Here is a 23,192-nt window from a genome sequence, read left to right on the forward strand (position 1 = left end):
TATGTTTAAATCTAGACTGATTCAGCGTATTTATTGTGTTAAAAGACACGCCGCGTTACAACCCTAACAACGATTTCTGTTTCGGGAGAACAGCATCATGAGTTTATTCGACAAAAAAGAGTTTGTTTCTCAGGCTGATGCGCTACCCGGACGCAATACGCCTATGCCAGTAGCCACGCTTCATGCGGTTAATCAGCACTCAATGACTAACGTGCCGGACGGTATGGAAACCGCTATTTTCGCGATGGGATGCTTCTGGGGCGTTGAACGTTTATTCTGGGTATTACCCGGCGTCTACAGTACCGCAGCCGGTTATTGCGGCGGCTATACGCCTAATCCGACGTATCGCGAAGTCTGCTCCGGTGAGACCGGACACGCGGAAGCGGTACGCGTGGTATACGATCCGCACGCTATCAGCTACGAAGAGCTGCTGCACGTTTTTTGGGAGAATCACGATCCGGCTCAGGGCATGCGTCAGGGTAACGATCATGGTACGCAATACCGCTCGGCTATCTATCCGCTGACCCCGGAGCAGGATACGGAAGCACATGCCAGCCTTGCGCGTTTTCAGGCCGCCATGCGCGCTGCCGGAGACGATCGTCAGGTGACGACCGAAATCAAAACCGCCACGCCGTTTTACTACGCAGAAGACGATCATCAACAGTATTTGCATAAGAATCCGTACGGATACTGTGGGATCGGCGGGATTGGCGTGTGTCTGCCGCCGCAGGCATAACAGAATGAGAAGGTAAGTCCAGATAGTGTGGCATGGAGAAATCACATTCATGTCGGCGGCACAACGCTTTCAGGTTGTACCGCATCCAATAGAAAAGTCGGTAATGTTTACCCCCCCGACTTTTCTATTAATTATGATAAGTAAAACCGAAGAAATTATTTGGATCTAAAAATAATTGCCTTTCATTTTCCCCGTTTTTATAATTAATCTCAATGGTGGAAAACGGAGTTGCGTCGTAGTTAACTTGAGTGATTCTCACTTCCTGTTCAGTCTTAAATAGCTGTGAATATAGAGACATCAAAGAAAATTTGTCATCTTCATCGACATCAAACCATGCATTTATGTTTTTTAATGGATGATAGCGAATAATTCCGTCATCAATATATAATTCGAAGATGTCATCATTTACCATGAAATACAGTCTTTCATACATGGGATGAAAAACGGGAGGCGTTTTAGCATCAATGTATCCAGAAACCACAACATCACTTATAATGCCCTGGATCATGCGGGTAAATAATTGTTTCATAGTCCACCATTCTGTATGGAGAAAAAATAATCCCGATATCCATACCCGTCACAGATTCAACCAGCGCGACAAATCTCTCAGGGCCATCAGGTCGTTTTTTTGATATATACGTCATTCCTTATCTTCTCTATATCTCTATCAATAGCTGACCTTTTATGCTCCCCCTGACCAACATGGACTGGCTTCCCTCTGCCCCATAGTATTTCAATATTCTTTAAAAGGCATCCCGCTTATTAACCAGGGATTATCCGCCTTTTCGCGGATAATCCTTCAAAAAGTTACTTGTTAAATTTTACAGGGTTATTGCGATAAGCCACCAGCTTCGCACGCATCCAGCGGCTGCTGTTGTGGTTAACCGCGCTGACAACACCGGTAGTTGCCCCACCGCCGACCTGAACATGGAAAATACCCCGTGACGGGAAGTCGATATATTTCGGCGTGGTGAAATCCCACTCATGACGGCTGAACAACTCTTTCGGGTTGTGCCCCATCATGCTCGCGTGAACATCGAGGAATTCGATGCTCAATAACCGCGGGTGAATAGCCTCAATAGAGCTGCCGATTTCCGGATGGCCCATAAGATAGCTGCCGCCGGTGCCCCAGAATTGTTCTTCCAGCTCACCTACCTCTTCAGCGACGGTAGCCAGACGGCTGGCAGGCATCTGCCACGGCAGAACAGGCTGACGTAAGTGGCGGCTCAGGGAGGCACAAAAATCAAACGTACGATCCCACTCATACGGTGAGTAGCAGTAGCCATTCTTATAGGCGCGCCCGGTCATGTCGTCCGCTTCATAGCGGTCAGCCGCCATAAAGTCAGCGCCTTTAGCGACAGCGGTAGTGCCATCGGCACGCGTATATGGCGTCTCTTCAAACACACCGACCAACAGCGCGTACTCAGCGGAGAGTTTGCCAGCCAGTGCAGGATCGATGGTCATTCTCTTTTTCACGCCATCAACAGGATCGAACACATCGTCATAGGTGAAATCGTTGTAGACCCACTGTGAACCGCCAACGCTCCACAGGTTTAACTGCCAGCCAAGGACCACATCAGGAGCGACAACGCGAACTAACCAGTTTACGCCTTTGATATAGCCTTTCAGGGTATCGGTAATGCCTGCCGGAACGGTGATGTTAACACCGTGATGCGCCAGTGCTTTGGCCAACGGTTGACGAACAGGGATCGGATAATCCGGCGAGAAACCGTACTTCTGACACTCGCCCAGGTAGTCCGGGTTAACAATAAAGCCCGCAGGAACCGGATGCGCATCATCTTTCATCGCCTGCGCCATTTGCAGCGCCTGGATGAAGTTGGCAAAGCTGAACTCGTGACGAACCGGATCGTCAATGATGTTTTCAACGTCACCCAGTGACAGGTTACAGGTATAAGAGACCATTACCGGCAGTACGCTATCATTGGTTTTGGCAGAGACGTTACGTGCCATTTCAATAATTTTTGACGTCGGCTCTTTAGCTGGATCCAGGTAACCAGAGGCATCGCCCATACCGTCATCGCCGGAGTATTTAAAGAGAGAAGAAACGCGTGCCTCGGCCAAATCGTCAACGTTGGAGGGAGACATATCGGCACAGCCGCCAAAGCTCAGGTAGTCAGGGAAACCTTTAACCCGCAGATTCGCGCCTTCGGTAATAGTAACCGTCAGCGTTTGCGCCGCATTGTTCTCAACATGCAGAAGCTGTGGAACCACGTCAATGTAATACACCACGCCGTCATGGATAAGCGATCCGGACGCAATCTGGTACGCGCCTGGTGCCAGCAGCACGGGCTGTACATGGCTGCCATTTTGCATCGGCAGATCGGTGAAATGGTATTGACGTGAGCCGTCGACAAGGCGCAGGTCAAAAGCGTCAGCGACGGGTTTCTCTGCGGTCACATTGATGGTCAGTTTTGCCGATCCGGTTTGCGTATCATCGCTTTGACGGATCTGCTGATGGGTGAACGCAACAGTATGCAGGCGGTTATCCAGGGCGCCATTCATCGCATCAAAAACAGAATGAACGTTGTTCAGTCTTACATCATCAATGTGTACTGAATAGTTACCTGTACAGGGTAACTGTTCCAGACGCTGCTGCTGACCCGAACGCATGATGATGCTCTGTTTTTCGACACCATTTTCCAGATATACGACGCGTAGATCTTCATTGTACAGCGCATGTGTTGCAGGTAAATCTACAGAAATATCTACGGTGGTGCTACGCCTGGCCGGAGCGAAAGAGATTGCAAGCCCGGTGCGCTGGCCTTTAACGATGATCAATTCAGATGCGCTGAGTATTGCTGCTGCACGCACGGTGCCGTCGATAGTGCGCAGTTCGGCAACGGATGCATTGTAAGTACCGGCAGTAATGGTGAAAGAAGTGGAACCGGCTTTAGGGTGTAGCACTTCGCTTTTCTCACCGCGAATCAAAACCAGTTCAAGTTCGGTATTTTCCAGTCCGGCAGGGAATGCGGAACAGTTGACGACTAACTCGCCCGCCACCTGAGTATCTTCATCCGCTGCAATAGCGAAAGAATCACGGAAAGCGTCGAATTTTGGCGCTGTATCGGAGGAGACGTTAACACCCATATGGATTTGTGCAATCGAATTACCAATAGCACTACCGTCAGCTGACGTAATTGTCAGTTTGATATCGTAGATACCTGACGAAATTTCGCTTGATTCGACCTGAGTATTTAATGACATCCACGGATTGGTTGAAACGTTGATATCTCCGACAGTCATTTTTCCTGGCGCGCTAAATGTCAGGACCATTTTTTCTTTAATATCGACATTACCACCGGAAATCGATTTGAAGTCGCTAATATCCACAGTCGGATACCAGACATCATTACTGAAATTAAGAGTGAAATCTAATTGCATTTTTTATCCTTTATAAAATTATTCAGCGTCAAGAAATGAATGCAGTTAAGCATCCAGTCACGTTTATTTATAAACAATAGAAAAAGAAAATGCACTGGCATTGTCAGTGAAATGATTTTCTTTGATTTAAGATTATCATTAGCGATTAATCTACTTTAGCCTGTTAAAACCTCATTTCATTTCATGATAAAACCGAGATGCAATATGATTTAAAAATGAGAAAGAAAACGGCGACAGCGATCGCATATTCCTCCTGAAATATCATGTTTTCTATTTTAAGAAAAAAAATTGAAAACATCAGGAATATCACTCTATCGCAGGCCTGCTCTGCTCAGCCCTGGCCGCGTAGCGGGTGGCATTCAGTACCGTGCCATATTCAGCAACTTTACCCTGTAACAATAAATTAAATACCGCCGCCTGCGGGCGATTAAGCCGATTCTGAAGCAGATGGACTGCCTCGATACCCAATTCACGGCACGGCACGATAATACCCGTTAGTCCTCTGCCCATTTTCTTTTCCAGATGCCAGGCAAAGTCGGTTACCATTAGCGATACCTGTTCGGGAACCTGTAAATTATGCTTATGCAGAATCTGCATTATTCCGCCGGCCATCTCTACGCTACCGCATAAAATAGCTTCCGGCCAGTGTTCTTTGGGATGTTCATTCAGCCACGCAGCAATCGCGGCGGCGGCTTCCTGAGGAGAGAACGTTTCAGTAATAACTAAATCATGTTGTGGATCAAACGTTTTATGAAAATAACGATAAGCCTCTTTAATGCCCTCCAGACGGCGGCGCAATGTTTCTCGTCGCAGACAGGTTAACGAGAGAATGTGCTGATAACCGCGTTCAAGTAAATAATGGGCGGCGCTAAAACCAATAGCCTGATGGTCCGGTGAAACACAATCCAGAGTCATATCCCGATCTACTGAGTTAATTAAAACGCAGGGTTTATTCAGGGTAGCAGTCAGCTTGAATATCGTTGGGTCGTCAGTTCCGATAATAATAATCGCGTCGATATCTTTATTACTGGCTTTTTCAAGGAATAATTTCAGGTCGGGTCGCTGCTCTTCAAGTGCGTAATAACTTAAATAGACATTTTGAGCGGCGGTTGCTTCGGCAATACCTTTAGTGACTTCAAGATAAAAAACGTCACCGCGCGCGTTGAACGTTCGCTGGGGTGCAAAAACCGCGATGCTTTTGACATATAAGCGGCCACTGGTGAGTTCATCCAGAACCCCCATTTCACGTGCACACTGAACAATAGCTTCCCGCGCATTATCGCTGGTGTAGGATTTGCCATTTAATACCCGTGAGACCGTGCTAATCGAGTAGCCAGTTTCCGCTGCGATTTGATTGATTTTTAGCCTTCCTGCCATAGTGTGACCCCGCTCGCAATCAATATCTGCAAATTCTTGCAAAAACAATCGCATGATTTTAAAGCGTTTTCTTCTTACCCATGACAACTTTGTCTTATCCCTGCGAGCATTCTCACAAATTGTGTTTGTTCTGAGCAACGCGCTTTTTTATTTTCCAGACAGTGTTTATTTAAGCGATAACAGGATGTGACATGAAAAGCGTTCGTTTCGGCATTATCGGCGTAGGGAATATTGGAACTGTTCATGCGCGTTATTTACTGGCAGGTGCCGTGCCTGAAGCCCGTCTGCTGGCAGTGTGTGACCACGATGCGGCTAAACACGAGGCAATACGTCAGTTGGTTGGTGAAAGTGTCACCCTTTTCAACGACGCAGAAACCCTGCTTAAAAGCGGGCTTATTGATGCGGTCATTGTAGCCACGCCTCACTATGCCCACCCTGAACTTTCAATGCTGGCCATGCGTCACGGAATTCATACGCTGTGCGAGAAACCCGCAGGTGTTTATACCGCACAAGTTCGTGAGATGAATGAATTTGCCGGGCGCAGCAATGTGGTGTTCGGCATCATGTATAACCAGCGCCCCAATCCGCTTTATCAGAAAGTCAAAGACCTGATTGATAGCGGCGAGCTTGGCGCGATCCGTCGATCAAACTGGATCATCACTAACTGGTATCGATCGCAAAGTTATTATAACTCTGGCGGCTGGCGGGCAACATGGAAAGGTGAAGGCGGCGGCGTTCTGCTTAATCAGGACCCGCACCAGCTCGATTTATGGCAGTGGCTGGTGGGAATGCCCGTGCGCATCCGCGCTTTCTGTCAGTTCGGTAAACATCGCCAGATTGAGGTCGAAAACGAGGTGACGGCTTACGCCGAATACGCCAGCGGCGCAACCGGAGTATTTATTACCACCACCGCTGAAGCACCCGGTACCAACCGTCTGGAGATCGCAGGCGATCGCGGCAAAGTAGTTGTTGAAGAAGGCAAATTGCGTTTCTGGCGGCTTCGCGAATCTGAAACGGCGTTCAATGCCCGCTGGCAAAATGGTTTTGGCGAACCGGAATGCTGGGAAGTTACGCTTCCCGTCGCCGCGGAATGCAGCGAACACCACGTTATCACCGCCAACTTTACCGCCGCGATCCTGCATGGCGCGCCGCTGATTGCCCCGGGTGAAGAAGGAATAAACGGTCTTACGCTCTCGAATGCCATGCACCTTTCAACCTGGCTGGACGACTGGGTCGAACTTCCCATTGATGAGGCTCGCTACCTGTCGCTGCTCGAGGATCGCATAGCCTCTTCCGTGGAAAAAACATCGGCTAATCGCACGCTTGATGCTTCAGGCACCTGGTAACTAAGGAGGAAATAGTATGCTGAACGTTGCCATTGTGGGCACCGGCAATATTGCTCATAACCATATCCAGAGTTATTTACAGTTTGCCGACCGCTGCCGAATTGTCGCCCTGGTGGATATCTATCCTGAAAAAGCCGAGGAGAAAAAACAGCGCTATGGACTAACCAATGCGCAGGTATACAGCAGCCACGAAGCGATGCTGGAAGCCGAACTTCAGGTAGATATTGTCGATATCTGCACGCCACCTTACGTCCATGCTGAAATAGCTATTCACGCGCTGGATGCCGGAAAACACGTGCTATGTGAGAAGCCGATGGCAGCCTCTCTTCAGGAGTGCGACGCCATGATTGCCGCGCAAAACAGATGCGGGAAAATTCTCTCTGTTGTCGCGCAAAATCGCTTTTCCGATGCCTTCTGGCGACTCAAAAAAGCCGTCGACTCGGGCGAAATCGGTAAAATCTGTCATGCACAGGTGGACTCGTTCTGGTGGCGTGGCCGCTGCTATTACGATTTGTGGTGGCGTGGCACCTGGGAAAAAGAGGGCGGCGGCTGCACGCTTAATCATGCTGTACACCACATTGACGCTATTCAATGGATGCTGGGCTTTCCCTCAGAGGTGGTAGCCATGATGACCAACGTAGCTCACGATAATGCCGAAGTGGAAGATCTCTCGGCTGCCATTTTTCGCTATCCCAACGGCGCACTAACACAGCTTACCGCGTCGGTGGTCCATCATGGTGAAGATCAGAAAATAGTGATTCAGGGTGACAAAGCCCGCATCAGTGCGCCGTGGGATATCTGGGCCAGCGTTTCAGCTGATAACGGTTTTCCTCAGCCAGAGCACGATCTTCAGCGAGAAGCCTGTCTTAATACTCTCTTTCATTCAACCCCGGCGCTGGCGTGGACCCTGCACAGCGGGCAAATCGATAACGTGCTTAGCGCTATTGCGCATGGTGCTTCACCGCTGATTGACGGAGTCCAGGGCAAGCGTTCACTGGAAATCATCACTGCTATCTATAAATCGTCGATCACCCGGCAGGTAGTGGCACTGCCTATCAGCACTGACGATCCCTGGTACCACACGGGTGGACTGTTCTCACTGGCCCCGCGTTTTTATGAAAAAGCTGCCTCAGTAAAAAATTTTAGTGAAGTGGGTGCCATTCCACTGGGAAAAGACCTTGATACAGGAGCACGAAAATGAGCCTTAATGACGGAATGAACTATGCCCCCAAAGGCAAACCGCAGCCGGTTGTAGCATCAGGCGAATTTATTATCGCGGCGGCCGCGCTGGATCACGGCCATATATATGGAATGTGTAACGGGCTTATCGAAGCAGGGGCGACATTAAAATGGGTATACGATCCCGATCCGGCGAAAATCGATGCCTTTGTTCAACAGTATCCTCAGGTGCAAATCGCCGACTCACTGGACATCGTTTTGAACGACCCTGGCGTCCAGCTTGTTGCCGGGGCCGCTATCCCTTCGCAACGCTGTGCTCTGGGCCTGAAGGTAATGGATGCCGGCAAAGATTATTTTACTGACAAAGCCCCGCTGACTACCCTTGCCCAACTGGAGGCAGCAAAGCGTAAAGTCGCTGAAACCGGACGTAAATATGCGGTCTATTATAGCGAACGTCTGCACGTCGAAAGTGCGGTATTCGCGGGTCAACTGGTACAGCAGGGTGCCATTGGTCGCGTCATTCAAACGCTCGGGACCGGGCCGCACCGGGAAGGTAAGGGTCGCCCGGCCTGGTTTTATGACAAAGCATTTTTTGGCGGGATACTGTGCGATATCGGCAGTCACCAAATCGAACAGTTTCTGTTTTATACCGGCAACAGCGACGCTCGCGTCGTAGCAAGCCAGGTGCGCAACGTCAATCATCCAGACTATCCGCAGTTTGAGGATTTTGGTGATGCCATGCTGGCAGGGGAAAACGGCGCAACGGGCTATTTCCGCTGCGACTGGTTCACCCCGGATGGCCTTTCAAGCTGGGGAGACGGCCGCCTGACGCTACTGGGTACTGAAGGCTACATTGAGATCCGTAAATACGTTGATATAACCCGCGGCGAGCAGGATGTGGTGTATCTGGTCAATAAAAAGGGGGAATTCCGCTACCCGGTCGCCGGACAAGTTGGCTTCCCGTTCTTTGGTGAACTGATCAAAGATTGCCTTAATCGCAGCGAAAACGCCATGAGCCAGGCGCACGCCTTTAAGGCAGCCGAACTTTGCGTTAAAGCACAAATGCTGGCTAATGCCAGCCGCTAAGGAGCCACCAATGAGGTCGATAAATGCGGCAATTATTGGTTGTGGCGCGATTCATCTCAACCATGCAGAAGCGCTGAGACAGATACCGGGCACGCGTTTGCACGCTATTGTAGACACCAATATCGCAAAAGGACATGCTCTGGCGGCGGCGTACGGATGTGACTTTTATCACGACTACCGGGAGATGTTGCAGGATAAAAACATTCAAGTCGTGCATATTTGCACCCCGCATTATCTGCATAAGACGATGATCGTTGCGGCGCTGGAGGCTGGCAAGGCAGTTTTTAGCGAGAAGCCCGTGGGAATGAATAGCCTGGAGGTGGCCGAGATTGCCGCCGCCGCAGCTTGCGCAACATCTCTGCTGGGCGTGTGTTACCAGAATCGCTATAACCCGACCAGCAAGGCGATCCAGGACATCATCGCCTCAAACGCACTGGGGAAAATGCTCTGTATAAAAGCGGTTCTCACCTGGTCGCGCTCAGGCAGTTATTACACCCATAGCCCGTGGCGCGGGCGTTTTGCCACCGAGGGTGGGAGCCTGTTGATCAATCAGGCTATTCATACTCTGGATCTGATGCAGTGGTTCGCCGGGGGAGTCGATAGCGTAAAAGGCGTCGTTGAGAGCAGTCTTCTGGCTGGCACAATTGATACCGAAGATAGCGCGATGGCAACATTTTCTCTACGCAACGGCGCACGCGGCCTGTTCTGGGCGACGAATAATCACACTACAGACTCGCCGCTAATGCTGGATATACATTGTGAAAATGGCGAGTTACAACTCAGGGATAGCATCCTGTGGCAGATTTGTGACGGTGAAAAAAAAGCCCTCGCGACGGATAACTCTCCAGTGGGTCAGGGCAAAAATTACTGGGGGGCGGGTCACCAAAAGGCTATAGAGCAATTTTATCAGGCGATTCAATATAAGCCTGGCAGCGAATATATTGATATTGAACAGGCTGCAAAATCACTTTCAATCGTGGAGGCAATATATCGTTCATCACAATTAAGACAATGGATTGACATTCTGAATTAACATTACTGATTCCAGTATTAAAGTGCGACTTATTATTTATGAGCCGCTATAAACCCTACATCGATCTGGAAATAAAAAAATGGTTAAACCAACGGAAAGAAGAGTTGGTTATGGCATAGCGATTGGCTATGGCGTAACGGATTTATTTGGCGGAGGCGCTTTCGCCATTATTGGAACATGGCTTCTGTTTTTCTATACAACCTATTGTGGATTATCGATTCTGGAAGCCGGATCGATATTTGCGATTGCCCGGGTTATTGACGCCGTTCTCAGCCCGATCATGGGGTACATTACCGATAACTTTGGCAATACCTGGCTGGGTAAGAAATTTGGTCGCCGTCGGTTCTTCTTATTAATTAGCAGCCCGCTTATGTTCTTATATGCTTTATTGTGGGTTACCGATATGGGTTACTGGTATTATCTGGGAACTTATCTCTCTATTGAACTGCTTTCAGCCATGGTTCTTGTTCCCTGGGAAACGCTGGCGGCGGAAATGACCAATCGCTATAACGAACGTAGCCGCCTCTCTGGTGTACGCATGATCTGCTCCCAATTAGGTGGTTTTCTGGCGGTCTCCGTACCGGGCCTGATTATGCAGTTCACCGGCAAAGACAACTCGTTCACGTACACCCTGACCGGCCTGATCTTTTCCGTTATATTCTGTCTGGCAGTGTTTTCAACGTGGTGGTGTACCTGGGAAGCCAAAGACGTTCAGGAGGAAAATCATTTCCAGCCGCAGTTGAATCGCAGTAGTGGCTTACTAAATCATCTGAAATATCTGATACTGGATCTGCTGTCCTCGTTTCGCATTCGTGCTTTTCGTCTCCACATTATCATTTATATATTTTCATTTACCGCGATGGATGTTTTCGGCTCAGTATTTACCTACTACGTTGTTTACTGCCTGAGCCAGGATGCTTCTGCCGTATCTGGCTGGCTAAGTATTGCTGCTTTCGCTTCAATACCCGGTACTTTCGGTTTTATGCAATTACTTAATCGATTTAATGTCACTCCATCAGGTGCATTACGGCTCGCCTATGGCTGCATTTTTCTGGTGCTCGCCTTCTTATTTACCGTCTATCTTACTGCCATTAGCGTGCCTGCCCTGCTGCTCTCCGGCGTATTTATCTTACTGGGTGCCGCCAGAGCCGGGCTTTATTATATTCCGTGGAATATTTACAGCTTTATTCCTGATATCGACGAAATGGTCACCCAACAGCGACGGGAAGGTATTTTTGCCGGCGTCATGGTATTGACGCGCAAAAGTACGGTGGCGCTGGCCATTCTTATTATCGGCCTTGTATTGCAGGAAGCCGGTTTTGTAAAAGGCAATGGTATCCAGCCGCAAAGCGCTCTACATGCCATTATTGGACTGATGATTTTCGCTACCGCAGCGCTGTTGTCGGTCAGTTTTTACGCCACCTATCGCTTTAAACTGACCCGTGAAACACACAAGTTACTGATCAAAGAGATCGCCCGCCGCAAACTGGGCGGCGACTATCGTGACTGCGACGACGAAACCCGGCAGGTGATTAAACAGCTCACTGGCTACGACTATGACCAGGTATGGGGTGGAGAAGCCAGTCGTCGTTTTAGCGAGAAAACGCCGATCTCAGTGGTCGAATAAGCGTAACACCGCTGTGTTAACTGCCCTGATCGCCTGATCAGGGTATTCTCACCCTCTGGCAGGCCTCCCCTTCCTTACGCTATACTACCGATGAAATTGCCACGCCAGTGCCTTCGGCGCGGCTTATCGTATTATCCAAACTTCCCTTCCGAGGATCTGGCGAGAAGCCGGATAAACTATGTTAAACAGTATTTTAGTAATACTTTGCCTGATAGCCGTGAGTGCATTTTTCTCGTTGTCTGAGATCTCGCTTGCCGCCTCACGAAAGATAAAACTCAAACTCCTTGCCGATGATGGCAATATTAACGCTCAACGCATTTTGAAGATGCAGGAGAACCCAGGAACCTTCTTTACCGTCGTACAGATTGGCCTTAACGCCGTCGCCATTCTTGGCGGTATTGTCGGCGATGCTGCGTTTTCTCCGGCATTTTATGACATGTTAATTCGCTTTGTTTCACCAGAACTGGCGGAACAGCTGAGCTTCATCATCTCCTTTACTCTCGTTACCAGCCTGTTCATTCTGTTTGCTGACCTGACTCCGAAACGCATCGGTATGATTTCGCCTGAAGCCGTGGCTTTACGTATCATCAACCCGATGCGCTTCTGTCTGTTTGTCTTCATGCCGCTGGTATGGTTTTTTAACGGTATGGCAAACAACATTTTTCGGCTGTTTAAGCTGCCAATGGTGCGCAAAGACGATATCACCTCAGATGATATCTATGCAGTAGTGGAAGCAGGTGCGCTGGCAGGGGTATTACGTAAGCAGGAACATGAGCTGATTGAGAACGTATTTGAACTGGAGTCCCGTACCGTTCCCTCTTCCATGACCTCGCGTGAAAACGTAGTGTGGTTCGATCTGCATGAAGATGAAGAGAGCCTGAAGAAGAAAGTCTCCGAGCACCCGCACTCTAAGTTTCTGGTGTGTAAGGAAGATATTGACCATATCATTGGTTATGTTGACTCAAAAGATCTGCTGAATCGCGTGCTGGCTAACCAAAGCCTGGCCCTGAGCAGCGGCCTGCAACTGCGTAATACGCTGATTGTACCGGATACACTGACCCTCTCCGAAGCGCTGGAGAGCTTCAAAACTGCCGGCGAAGACTTCGCGGTCATTATGAACGAATATGCTCTGGTCGTTGGTATCATCACCCTGAATGATGTCATGACTACCCTGATGGGCGATCTGATCGGCCAGGGAATGGAAGAGCAGATTGTGGCACGTGATGAAAATTCATGGCTTATTGACGGCGGAACGCCGATTGAAGATGTAATGCGTGCCCTGGATATCGACGATTTTCCGCAGTCCGGCAACTATGAAACTATTGGCGGTTTTATGATGTACATGCTGCGTAAGATCCCCAAACGTACTGACTCGGTTAAATTCTCGGGCTATAAGTTTGAGGTAGTGGATATCGATAATTACCGTATCGATCAGCTGCTGGTGACCCGTATTGACAGTAAACCCACAGTGCTTACGCCGAAACTGCCGGATGCAGAAGAAAGAAGCGACATCTGATCCCCATCGCGCATAAACATCAACGGCCCCTTCTGGGGCCGTCATTTTTTACCGCTTAGTTTTTTTCACTGCGTAGATTTTTCACTGCATAGCACGTTGATTAAGCCATCTCAGTTTGCAGATGCAACACCTGACGATTGACTTCAGACATCACAGATAAATGCTGCTTGTCCTTCACTTTAGGGATAAGGATTTTTCCCTTATCAAATTCAAAAGCGCCTACGTCCTTGATGTACAACCGTCCACGGAACAGGATCTTCACGTATTTCGCTACCTGGCGAGGGTTGTAACGCTGGAAAATTTTCATTCTTCTTTACTCCTGCTGAAGATTACGCCCTTGTGGTGCCACATTTGGACCAACTGTTTTGAGACGCAAATTTAATGCCCTATGACTATAGACCAGAACCACCGACACACCCAGTGTGTATAAGTTTATTTACCGTTTGATTACAATTAATCAGAATTTTCTTTCAGACATGTCATAAACGCAGTATAAGCCTTCATTTTTTAACCGATATGTGCGCTCTCCCGCAAATTGGCATTACGCTTGCGGGTAAAGGTTAAAATAGCACATATTATTAACATTCCGCCGTAAGTGGTCGGATCACCTGCTTAGAAAAAAGGAAGCTCGCATGACACTACGAACCTTGATGGCATCCGTATGCCTGATACTGCCGATGATGGCCTCTGCTGAAAACTTTAAAGACAACCAGCGCGTGCCCCCTGTCGGCATCGCCGATCGCGGCGAGCTTATTCTGAGTAATGACAAATTTAGCTATAAAAACTGGAATAGCGCTCAGCTCACCGGAAAAGTGCGGCTGTTGCAACATATTGCGGGCCGTACCTCGGCTAAAGAGAAGAATGCCAACCTCGTCGAAGCAATCAAAACGGCAAATTTCCCTCACGATAATTACCAGACCACCACAATCATCAATACCGATGACGCGATACCCGGCTCGGCGATGTTTGTGCGCAGCAGTATAGAGAGCAATAAAAAGCTCTACCCGTGGTCACAGTTTATTATCGACAGCAACGGCGCGGCACGTAAGGCCTGGCAACTGGAAGAGAAAGGATCGGCAGTGGTGGTGCTGGATAAAGAAGGACGCGTGCGCTGGGCAAAAGACGGCGCGCTCTCCCAGCAGGAAGTGCAGCAGGTCGTAAACCTGATTCGTCAGCTTCTGGCAAAATAAATAAAATGCTGCCCTCTGTTATGAATGAGGGCAGCAGCGTTAGCTCAGTAAAGAGAGACGCGAAAGCCAGGATTAAGGAAGGATTCACGCGGCGTGTAATCAAGGGTTTTTCCCTGCCAGTCGTGAACGTGCGCCCCGGCAGCAACGGCAACGGCGTGGCCTGCGGCAGTGTCCCAGGCATTCGTTGGCCCGAAGCGCGGGTAAAGCTGCGCCTGTCCTTCCGCCACCAGGCAGAACTTCAGCGAGGAGCCAACGGAGGTGGTCTGATGCTCACCCAGCTGCTGGAGATATTCCTGCAATTCCGCATCCGTTGAATGTGAGCGGCTAATGACCACCAGCGGCGGTCGCGCATCGCGAACCTGAATCTGATTGCGCACGCCGCACTCTTCTTTCCACGCTTTGCCTTCAGCGGCGCTATACATAACATTTGGCACCGGGGCATACACCACGCCCAGTACCGGCCTGCCCTGCTCGATCAGCGCAATATTGACGGTAAACTCACCGTTACGTTTGATAAATTCCTTAGTTCCGTCCAGCGGATCGACCAGCCAAAAACGCTGCCAGTGCTGACGCACTTCCCAGGCTGGCGGATCTTCTTCCGACAATACCGGGATGTCAGGCGTCAGCGTTTTCAGCCCTTCAACAATGACTTTATGCGCTGCAATATCCGCCGTTGTAACCGGCGAGTCATCCGACTTACTGGTGACTTCTATCGGCTGCGCGCCATCATAAATCTGCATAATGGCATCACCCGCGTTCCGGGCAAGCTCACATATTTGTTGTAGCATTTTCCACCTCACTCATACGATAGTGGTATTAACTCATTGTTTTATTTATACCCTATCCGAAAATAATTCGCCATCTGTGATAATGGTTGCGTTTTTGTTACTAAAATACGTGGCAAGATTCACACTTCTGTAAGCAACAAAACGTATATACATTTTCTTTTGTGTATCAGATCAAAAAGGATGTCTCTGATGATTAAGTTTAGTGTAACGCTGCTTGCGACGTTGATTGCAGCCAGTGTAAATGCCGCAACGGTGGATCTTCGCATCATGGAAACCACTGATTTACATAGCAACATGATGGATTTTGATTATTACAAGGATGCGCCAACGGAAAAATTCGGACTGGTCCGTACGGCTACTCTGATTAATGCCGCCCGCACCGAAGCGACCAATAGCGTGCTGGTGGATAACGGCGATATCATTCAGGGCAGCCCGCTGGCCGATTATGCCGCCGCGAAAAAGCTAAAAACCCACCCGGTCTATAAGGCGCTGAATACGCTGGATTACACCGTAGGTAACCTCGGAAATCATGAGTTTAATTACGGGCTTGAGTATCTGCAAAATGCGCTGAAAGGTGCAAAATTCCCTTATGTAAATGCCAACGTCATTGACGTGAAAACCCATAAACCCCTGTTTACGCCTTATCTGATTAAAGAGATACAGGTAAAAGATCAGCAGGGAAATGCGCATCCGCTGCGCATTGGTTATATCGGCGTAGTGCCACCGCAGATCATGACCTGGGACAGCAAAAATCTTTCCGGCAAAGTGACGGTTAATGACATCACCGAAACCGTGCGTCAGTACGTTCCACAGATGCGTAAAGAAGGTGCGGATGTGGTGGTGGTGATTGCTCACTCCGGTTTATCAGCCGATCCTTATCGGGCGATGGCAGAAAACTCAGTTTACTATCTCAGCCAGGTGCCTGGTGTAGATGCCATTCTCTTTGGTCACGCCCACGCGGTTTTCCCGTCAAAAGAGTTTGCCGGTATTAAAGGCGCAGATATACAAAAAGGCACGCTCAACGGTGTACCGGCAGTTATGCCCGGCATGTGGGGCGATCATCTTGGCGTTGTGGATTTAGTTTTAAACAACGACGGCGGAAAATGGCAGGTCAGCCAGGCAAAAGCGGAAGCCCGCCCGATTTACGATGCCGCAGCGAAAAAATCGCTGGCGGCAGAAGATGCAAAACTGGTGGACATTTTAAAAGCCGATCACGATGCCACCCGCGCGTTTGTGAGCGAGCCGATTGGCAAGTCTGCCGATAACATGTACAGCTATTTGTCGCTGGTCCAGGACGATCCTACCGTCCAGGTCGTTAACAACGCGCAAAAAGCTTACGTGGAACACTACATTGAAAACGATCCGGACCTCGGAATGTTGCCGGTACTTTCTGCCGCTGCACCGTTTAAGGCAGGCGGACGTAAGAACGATCCGGCGAGTTATGTTGAAGTCGAGAAAGGCCAGCTGACTTTCCGTAATGCCGCGGATTTATATCTTTATCCCAATACGCTGGTGGTGGTTAAAGCCAGCGGTAAAGAGGTTAAAGAGTGGCTTGAGTGTTCAGCCGCCCAGTTTAATCAAATCGATCCGCACAGCACAAAACCGCAGGCGCTGATTAACTGGGACGGTTTTCGCACCTACAATTTTGACGTCATTGATGGTGTCAATTACCAGATTGATGTGACGCAGCCCGCGCGCTATGACGGTGAATGTCAGAGTATTCATCCGCAGGCCGAACGGATTAAAAATCTGACGTTTAACGGTAAGCCTGTCGATCCCAGTGCAACCTTCCTGGTCGCCACCAATAATTACCGGGCATACGGCGGCAAATTTGCCGGGACCGGTGAAGATCATATCGCTTTCGCTGCCCCGGATGAGAACCGCACGGCGCTGATTATGTGGATTGCAGCAGAATCAAAACGGGCCGGAGAAATTCATCCGGCGGCGGACAATAACTGGCGTCTGGCTCCGATTGACAGTGATACCGCGCTGGATATCCGCTTTGAAACGTCACCTTCTGAAAAGGCCGCGGCGTTTATTAAGGATAAAGCGCAGTACCCGATGCATCAGGTGGCGACCGACGATATTGGCTTTGCTATTTATCAGCTGGACCTGCGTAAATAGCGGTGGAGTAACAGCGTTTATCCGCCGTTTATGCCGGGCGGCGGCTGCGTCTTACCCGGCCTGTGCCAGGACCTGAACCATCGTTCTGTAGGCCCGGTAAGCGTAGCGCCACCGGGCATTTTCATTGCTGTCTCTGCGACAGTCGTTACGCGACCCGGGCATCACGCGTTGCCAGCACATCCGGCAGATTTAGTTCGATCCAGTCGGCCAGTGCTGCCACTTTTTCACTAACCTGCTCGCCACGTGGCGTCAGGCTGTATTCCACATGCGGCGGTACTACCGGCCGGGAAACCCGATTCACAAAACCATCCATCTCCAGCGCCTGCAGCGACTGGGCCAGCATTTTCTCACTCACGCCACCCATTTTACGCCGCAGCTCGCTGAACCGATGCGTTCCATCGCGCAGCGCAACCAGAATTAATACTCCCCAGCGGCTGGTGACATGTTTAAGCACGTCGCGGGAGGGGCACTGTTCTGCAAACAGATTGCCAGCCCGTAGCTGTTCGCTGAGCGTTAAATTTGCCATTTAATACTTACCTTTTTGTACGTACTTACTAAAAGTAAGTTTAGATGTTAGCGTACGTCAACACAAGACAAACCTGAAGGAAGATATCCCATGATTGCAATTACCGGTGCTACTGGTCATCTTGGCCAGCTCGTTATTAATGACCTGTTAAAAACCGTGCCTGCCAGTCAGCTGGTGGCGATTGTGCGTGATCCCGCTAAAGCCGATGCGCTAAAACAACAGGGTATTGTTATCCGCCAGGCGGATTATGCCGATGAAGCGGCGTTAACGCTCGCGCTGAAAGATGTTGAAAAGCTGCTGCTTATCTCGTCCAGCGAGGTCGGACAGCGCGCTATTCAGCATCAGAACGCGATTAACGCTGCCGTCGCCGCAGGCGTTCAATTCATTGCCTACACCAGCCTGTTACATGCTGATACCTCCCCGCTGGGGCTGCATACTGAACATGTGATTACTGAAAAAGCGCTTGCCGCGTCCGGTATTCCTTACACTCTGCTGCGTAACGGCTGGTATAGCGAAAACTATCTGGCCAGCGCGCCGGCGGCGCTGGAACATGGGGTGTTTATTGGCGCAGCGGGCGACGGTAAAATTGCGGCGGCCACTCGCGCTGACTATGCGGCCGCGGCTGCACGCGTTATTCGCGAAGATGGGCACGCCGGGAACGTTTATGAACTGGCAGGCGATGACGCGTGGACACTAAACGAGTTTGCAGCCCAACTTAGCGTCCAAAGCGGTAAACGTGTGGTTTATCAAAATCTCAGCGAAGCCGATTTTGCCGGCGCGTTAAAAGACGTGGGGCTGCCCGCAGGACTGGCCGACATGCTGGCGGACTCCGATACCGGGGCGTCAAAAGGCGGATTATTTGATGACAGTCATACCCTGAGTAAGCTGATTGGTCGCCCGACGACCTCGCTGGCAGAAAGCATCAACACTATCCTGTAAGCGTTACAAAATAGTTAATTTTTGTAGCCATCGCGCGGACCCTCTTCGATAATAACGAAATGGTCCGCGTGGAGATGCGTCGTGCAAGGTGTTCCCGAACAGTTCATTGATGAGAAAGACAGCGCCCGCTTTCGCCATCTGGCGCAGGTGCCCGGCGTTGAACTCTATCACGCGCATATTTCACGTTATGCTTTTGAACCGCATACGCATGAAGCGTTTGGCATCGGCGCGATTGAATCCGGTGCGGAACGCTTTCGCTATCGCGGCACGCATTACGTTGCCTCCGTCAATTCTGTCGTTACCATGAATCCGGATGAACTGCATACCGGGGAAGCGGAAACGGCCGAGGGCTGGCGTTACCGGATGGTCTACCTCGATCCCGGTTTGCTTGAAGAGGTCACCGGCATTCGTCACTGGCGGTTTGATGAGGTAACGCGGCTTGATCCACTGTGCTCCCGGCAAATTTGCACATTGATCCAGACGTTATGGCTGACTGACGATCCGCTGGCCCAGAAGGGACATCTGCTGGATTTGATCGATACGTTCCGCCCTTTCGCCCGTCATTCTCCGGTTGCTCACGAAGCTACTCACCGCTTTGAACGTGCGCGGGAGTACTTGCATGATAACTACATGCGGGCGGTGACGCTGGACGAGCTGGCTCAGGTGGTGGCCCTCAGTCCTTACCATTTTCAGCGCCAGTTCAAATCCCATTTTCATGTCACTCCGCATCAAATGTTGATGGCTATCCGCCTGTGGCGCGCGAAAAATTTCCTGACTCACGGTATGCCTGCTGCTGAAGTGGCGGCGGCCACCGGGCTGAGCGATCAGTCGCATCTAACCCGTGCCTTTACTCACCGCTACGGCATAACCCCGGTTCGCTATCAAAAGCAGGTCGCCCGGCGCTAATGCGCAATCTCATACAATATTCGGCTGCATCTGACGTTTACACTCGCCCATCGATACGTAAACGGGGACAATAATGATTAGTGGTGTGCTGTATGCCTTACTGGCGGGCTTAATGTGGGGACTGATTTTTGTCGGACCACTGATCGTGCCTGAATACCCGGCAATACTCCAGTCGATGGGACGTTATCTGGCGCTGGGGCTGATTGCCCTGCCGCTGGCCTGGTTCGGCCGCGCAAGGTTAAAACAGCTTGCTCGTCGCGACTGGCTGACCGCGCTGGCATTAACCATGATGGGAAATCTGATCTATTACGCCTGCCTTGCCAGCGCTATCCAGCGAACGGGCGCGCCGGTATCGACCATGATCATCGGCACCCTGCCGGTCGTGCTCCCGGTATTTGCCAATCTATTGTACAGCCAGCGCGACGGAAAACTCTCGTGGCGGCGGCTGGCCCCCTCTCTGGTGTTTATTGCCGTGGGATTAGTCTGCGTCAATATCGCTGAACTGCGTCACGGTTTGCCTGATTTTAGCTGGCAGCGGTATGGCTCAGGCGTCGGTCTCGCACTGATCGCTGTAGTTTGTTGGGCATGGTTCGCCTTACGTAATGCGCGGTGGCTACGTGAAAACCCGGACAAACATCCGATGATGTGGGCTACTGCACAGGCACTGGTTACGCTGCCGGTATCACTCATCGGGTATATCGTCGCCTGTATCTGGCTGGAAGGCCAGCAACCGGCGTTCGACCTGCCGTTTGGGCCACGCCCGGCGCTATTTATCACGCTGATGGTGACTATCGCCATTCTCTGCTCATGGGTTGGGGCGCTATGCTGGAACATCGCCAGCCAGCGCTTGCCTACGGTGATTGTCGGCCCACTCATTGTATTCGAGACCCTGGCCGGATTGTTGTATACCTTTCTGCTACGTCAGAGCCTGCCGCCGCTGCTCACTCTCAGCGGAATTATTCTGCTGGCGCTTGGGGTTGTACTGGCAGTGCGGGCAAAGCCCGACAGACCGCTAACACAAGAAATAACGTAGCTGACTATCCCAAAGGGGTATTTCCTCTCACTAAAGATGCATTTAAAATGCATCTTATATTTTTGATGATGAGGTAACTGCTATGACCTACCGTGACCAGGCTTTAGGTGAGCTGGCGCTCTCTATTCCGCGCGCCTCCGCGCTGTTTCGTAAATACGATCTGGATTATTGCTGCGGCGGCAAACAGACGCTGGCGCGCGCTGCACAACGTAAAGAGCTTAACGTAGCGGTTATCGAAGACGAGCTGGCTGCGCTGGCTGAGCAGCCAATTGAAAAAGACTGGCGCGTTGTGCCGCTGGCAGACATCATCGATCACATTATCGTGCGTTATCATGACAGACACCGCGAGCAACTGCCGGAGCTGATCCTTCAGGCGACTAAAGTGGAACGCGTTCATGCCGATAAACCCGGCGTCCCGCACGGCCTGACCAAATACCTGACCGCGCTGCATCAGGAATTATCCAGCCACATGATGAAAGAGGAGCAGATCCTGTTTCCGATGATCAAACAAGGCATGGGCCGCCAGGCCGCAGGCCCGATTTCCGTAATGGAAAGCGAGCATGACGACGCGGGCGAACTGGTCGAGGTGATCAAGCATGTAACGCAGAATGTGACGCCGCCGGCGGAGGCCTGTACCACCTGGAAAGCGATGTATAAAGGCATCAACGAGATGATCGATGATCTAATGGAGCATATCAGCCTCGAAAATAACGTGTTATTCCCGCGCGCGCTGGCGGGCGAATAATATAAAAAAGGTGCCCTGAGGCACCTTCATTTATGGACGTTTCTGGCCGCCCTAAAAGCGGCCTTTTTTATAATACTTAGCCGTATTAACGACCTGAACGTGCCAGCCGTTTTTTACGCATCAACAGCCAGAACGCACCCAGTACCACGAACCACAGCGGCGTCACCATCAGCGCCTGACGGGTATCATCTTCCAGCGACAACAGAACCAGCACAAACGCAAAAAAGGCCATACAAACCCAGCACATCAGCCTGCCGAGCGGCATTTTGAATGTTGACTGTGCATGTAAATGTGGGCGTTTTTTACGATACACCAGATACGAACACATGATGATGGTCCAGACGAACATAAAGAGGATCGCTGAGACAGTCGTCACCAGGGTAAAGGCGGCGATCACATCCGGCTTCAGGTAAATCAGCACTACACCGCCCAGCAGGCAGACGCAGGAGAAGGTCAGCCCGGTTGCCGGAACGGCGCGTTTTGACAGTTTACGGAAGCTTTTCGGCGCGACGCCATCCTGCGCGAGGCCAAACAGCATACGGCTGGTAGAAAATACGCCGCTGTTGGCCGACGAGGCGGCCGACGTCAGCACCACAAAGTTGATGATACTCGCCGCTGCCGGCAAGCCCACCAGCACGAACAGTTCCACAAACGGGCTTTTATTCGGCACTACGGAGTTCCACGGCGTCACTGACATAATGACGATCAGGGCCAGCACATAGAACATGATGATGCGCAGCGGAATAGAATTAATGGCACGCGGCAGGGATTTTTCGGGATCTTTAGTTTCTGCAGCGGTAGTCCCGACCAGTTCAATGCCGACGAAGGCAAAAACAGCAATCTGGAACCCGGCAAAGAATCCGCTAATGCCTTTCGGGAACCAGCCGCCGTTATCCCACAAGTGGGTAAAGGAGGCTTCAACGCCGGTTGGCGACTGAAAATGCATCAGGACCATCACCAGGCCCACAATAATCAGACCAACGATGGCGACGATTTTAATCATCGCAAACCAGAATTCCATCTCGCCGAACATTTTTACCGTGGCAAGATTTAGTCCCAGCAGCAGCAGGATCACCGCAAGTGAAGCGACCCATTCCGACAGACCGGGAAACCAGAACTGCGCATAGGCGGTGATCGCCACCACGTCGGCCATGCCGGTCACCACCCAGCAGAACCAGTAGGTCCAGCCGGTAAAATAGCCAGCCCACGGGCCAAGCAGATCCGCGGCAAAGTCGCTGAAGGATTTGTATTCGAGATTCGACAGCAGCAACTCACCCATTGCTCGCATAACGAAAAACAGCATAAAACCGATAATCATATACACAAAAATGATCGACGGTCCGGCAAGGCTAATGGTTTTACCGGAACCCATAAACAGGCCGGTGCCGATTGCGCCACCAATGGCAATAAGTTGAATGTGTCGATTAGTGAGATTACGCCGCAGAGACTGCTCGCCGGATGCCGGTTCATCGGCAACGGTTTTTATTTGATCTACCATGTGATTATCTTCCTGTGTACCTGTCTGTGTTGTTCAGGCTCTGATGGCCTTTTAATGTGTCTTTTTTGACGTTCCCGTTACAGGGTCCATCGATAGTAGGGAAGAATCGGCAGGATGAATACCTGGAAATGGCGCTAATGT

Annotated in this window: 20 protein-coding genes; 13 read left to right on the forward strand and 7 right to left on the reverse strand. The window is 50.6% G+C overall.

Going from position 1 to position 23,192, the window contains the following annotated elements; all coding sequences use genetic code 11:
* Positions 1-97 precede the first annotated feature (97 nt).
* Positions 98-736 (forward strand): peptide-methionine (S)-S-oxide reductase MsrA, encoded by a 639-nt coding sequence (gene msrA / locus AC791_RS02745; RefSeq protein WP_049838949.1) that lies wholly within the window; start codon positions 98-100, stop codon positions 734-736.
* Positions 737-863: 127 nt separating this feature from the next.
* Here the strand turns inward: msrA and AC791_RS02750 are convergent, their stop codons facing one another.
* From AC791_RS02750 to AC791_RS02760, 3 genes are all read right to left on the reverse strand, one after another.
* Positions 864-1,265: a hypothetical protein gene (locus tag AC791_RS02750; RefSeq protein WP_049838950.1), complete on the reverse strand. Its 402-nt coding sequence runs from the start codon at positions 1,263-1,265 to the stop codon at positions 864-866.
* Between the two features lie 278 nt (positions 1,266-1,543).
* Complete coding sequence (locus tag AC791_RS02755) at positions 1,544-4,138, reverse strand: hypothetical protein (protein ID WP_049838951.1); 2,595 nt, start codon at positions 4,136-4,138, stop codon at positions 1,544-1,546.
* A gap of 306 nt (positions 4,139-4,444) precedes the next feature.
* The gene (locus AC791_RS02760) at positions 4,445-5,515 is read right to left on the reverse strand and encodes a LacI family DNA-binding transcriptional regulator (protein WP_049838952.1); all 1,071 of its coding nucleotides are present in this window, start codon (positions 5,513-5,515) and stop codon (positions 4,445-4,447) included.
* Positions 5,516-5,706: 191 nt separating this feature from the next.
* Between AC791_RS02760 and AC791_RS02765 the strand changes: the two genes are divergently transcribed.
* The 6 genes from AC791_RS02765 (at position 5,707) to AC791_RS02790 (ending at position 13,302) form a co-directional block, all read left to right on the forward strand.
* The gene (locus AC791_RS02765) at positions 5,707-6,861 is read left to right on the forward strand and encodes a Gfo/Idh/MocA family protein (RefSeq protein WP_049838953.1); all 1,155 of its coding nucleotides are present in this window, start codon (positions 5,707-5,709) and stop codon (positions 6,859-6,861) included.
* A gap of 16 nt (positions 6,862-6,877) precedes the next feature.
* A complete protein-coding gene (locus tag AC791_RS02770) occupies positions 6,878-8,062 on the forward strand; it encodes a Gfo/Idh/MocA family protein (protein ID WP_049838954.1) in 1,185 nt (394 codons plus the stop codon).
* Positions 8,059-9,126: a Gfo/Idh/MocA family protein gene (locus AC791_RS02775; protein ID WP_049838955.1), complete on the forward strand. Its 1,068-nt coding sequence runs from the start codon at positions 8,059-8,061 to the stop codon at positions 9,124-9,126. Before AC791_RS02770 ends, AC791_RS02775 begins: the two co-directional genes overlap by 4 nt.
* Before the next feature lie 10 nt (positions 9,127-9,136).
* Positions 9,137-10,159, forward strand: coding sequence for a Gfo/Idh/MocA family protein (locus AC791_RS02780; protein ID WP_049838956.1), 1,023 nt, complete (start codon positions 9,137-9,139; stop codon positions 10,157-10,159).
* Positions 10,160-10,238: 79 nt separating this feature from the next.
* Positions 10,239-11,786, forward strand: coding sequence for an MFS transporter (locus AC791_RS02785; RefSeq protein WP_049838957.1), 1,548 nt, complete (start codon positions 10,239-10,241; stop codon positions 11,784-11,786).
* 178 nt (positions 11,787-11,964) lie between these two features.
* Positions 11,965-13,302 (forward strand): hemolysin family protein, encoded by a 1,338-nt coding sequence (locus tag AC791_RS02790; RefSeq protein ID WP_049838958.1) that lies wholly within the window; start codon positions 11,965-11,967, stop codon positions 13,300-13,302.
* 100 nt (positions 13,303-13,402) lie between these two features.
* Here the strand turns inward: AC791_RS02790 and AC791_RS02795 are convergent, their stop codons facing one another.
* Entirely contained in the window at positions 13,403-13,609 is a 207-nt protein-coding gene (locus AC791_RS02795) for a DUF1107 domain-containing protein (protein WP_049838959.1), read from the reverse strand.
* Positions 13,610-13,934: 325 nt separating this feature from the next.
* Between AC791_RS02795 and AC791_RS02800 the strand changes: the two genes are divergently transcribed.
* The gene (locus AC791_RS02800) at positions 13,935-14,492 is read left to right on the forward strand and encodes a YtfJ family protein (RefSeq protein ID WP_049838960.1); all 558 of its coding nucleotides are present in this window, start codon (positions 13,935-13,937) and stop codon (positions 14,490-14,492) included.
* Positions 14,493-14,536: 44 nt separating this feature from the next.
* Here AC791_RS02800 and cysQ read toward each other — a convergent pair whose 3' ends face one another.
* Positions 14,537-15,280 carry a 3'(2'),5'-bisphosphate nucleotidase CysQ gene (cysQ, locus tag AC791_RS02805; protein ID WP_049838961.1) on the reverse strand — a complete coding sequence of 248 codons (744 nt, stop codon included), beginning with the start codon at positions 15,278-15,280 and terminating at the stop codon, positions 14,537-14,539.
* Positions 15,281-15,469: 189 nt separating this feature from the next.
* Here cysQ and AC791_RS02810 point away from each other — a divergent pair, with 189 nt between their 5' ends.
* Positions 15,470-17,404: a bifunctional 2',3'-cyclic-nucleotide 2'-phosphodiesterase/3'-nucleotidase gene (locus AC791_RS02810; RefSeq protein ID WP_049838962.1), complete on the forward strand. Its 1,935-nt coding sequence runs from the start codon at positions 15,470-15,472 to the stop codon at positions 17,402-17,404.
* 145 nt (positions 17,405-17,549) lie between these two features.
* On the opposite strand, the gene AC791_RS02815 is transcribed toward AC791_RS02810, so the two are convergent.
* Positions 17,550-17,930, reverse strand: coding sequence for a winged helix-turn-helix transcriptional regulator (locus tag AC791_RS02815; RefSeq protein WP_049838963.1), 381 nt, complete (start codon positions 17,928-17,930; stop codon positions 17,550-17,552).
* 90 nt (positions 17,931-18,020) lie between these two features.
* On the opposite strand from AC791_RS02815, the gene AC791_RS02820 reads away from it, so the two are divergent.
* The 4 genes from AC791_RS02820 to ytfE all read left to right on the forward strand — a co-directional run bounded on the left by AC791_RS02820 (position 18,021) and on the right by ytfE (position 21,553).
* On the forward strand, positions 18,021-18,869 hold the full coding sequence (locus tag AC791_RS02820; protein ID WP_049838964.1) for an SDR family oxidoreductase: 849 nt from the start codon (positions 18,021-18,023) through the stop codon (positions 18,867-18,869).
* Positions 18,870-18,950: 81 nt separating this feature from the next.
* Positions 18,951-19,775 carry an AraC family transcriptional regulator gene (locus AC791_RS02825; RefSeq protein WP_049838965.1) on the forward strand — a complete coding sequence of 275 codons (825 nt, stop codon included), beginning with the start codon at positions 18,951-18,953 and terminating at the stop codon, positions 19,773-19,775.
* 73 nt (positions 19,776-19,848) lie between these two features.
* Positions 19,849-20,808 carry a DMT family transporter gene (locus AC791_RS02830; protein WP_049838966.1) on the forward strand — a complete coding sequence of 320 codons (960 nt, stop codon included), beginning with the start codon at positions 19,849-19,851 and terminating at the stop codon, positions 20,806-20,808.
* Between the two features lie 82 nt (positions 20,809-20,890).
* Positions 20,891-21,553 (forward strand): iron-sulfur cluster repair protein YtfE, encoded by a 663-nt coding sequence (gene ytfE / locus AC791_RS02835; protein WP_049838967.1) that lies wholly within the window; start codon positions 20,891-20,893, stop codon positions 21,551-21,553.
* An 85-nt stretch (positions 21,554-21,638) separates the two neighbouring features.
* Here the strand turns inward: ytfE and cycA are convergent, their stop codons facing one another.
* Positions 21,639-23,051 (reverse strand): D-serine/D-alanine/glycine transporter, encoded by a 1,413-nt coding sequence (gene cycA / locus AC791_RS02840; protein WP_049838968.1) that lies wholly within the window; start codon positions 23,049-23,051, stop codon positions 21,639-21,641.
* Positions 23,052-23,192: the final 141 nt, after the last annotated feature.

The sequence above is a fragment of the Klebsiella sp. RIT-PI-d genome (assembly GCF_001187865.1).
Lineage (GTDB): Bacteria > Pseudomonadota > Gammaproteobacteria > Enterobacterales > Enterobacteriaceae > Superficieibacter.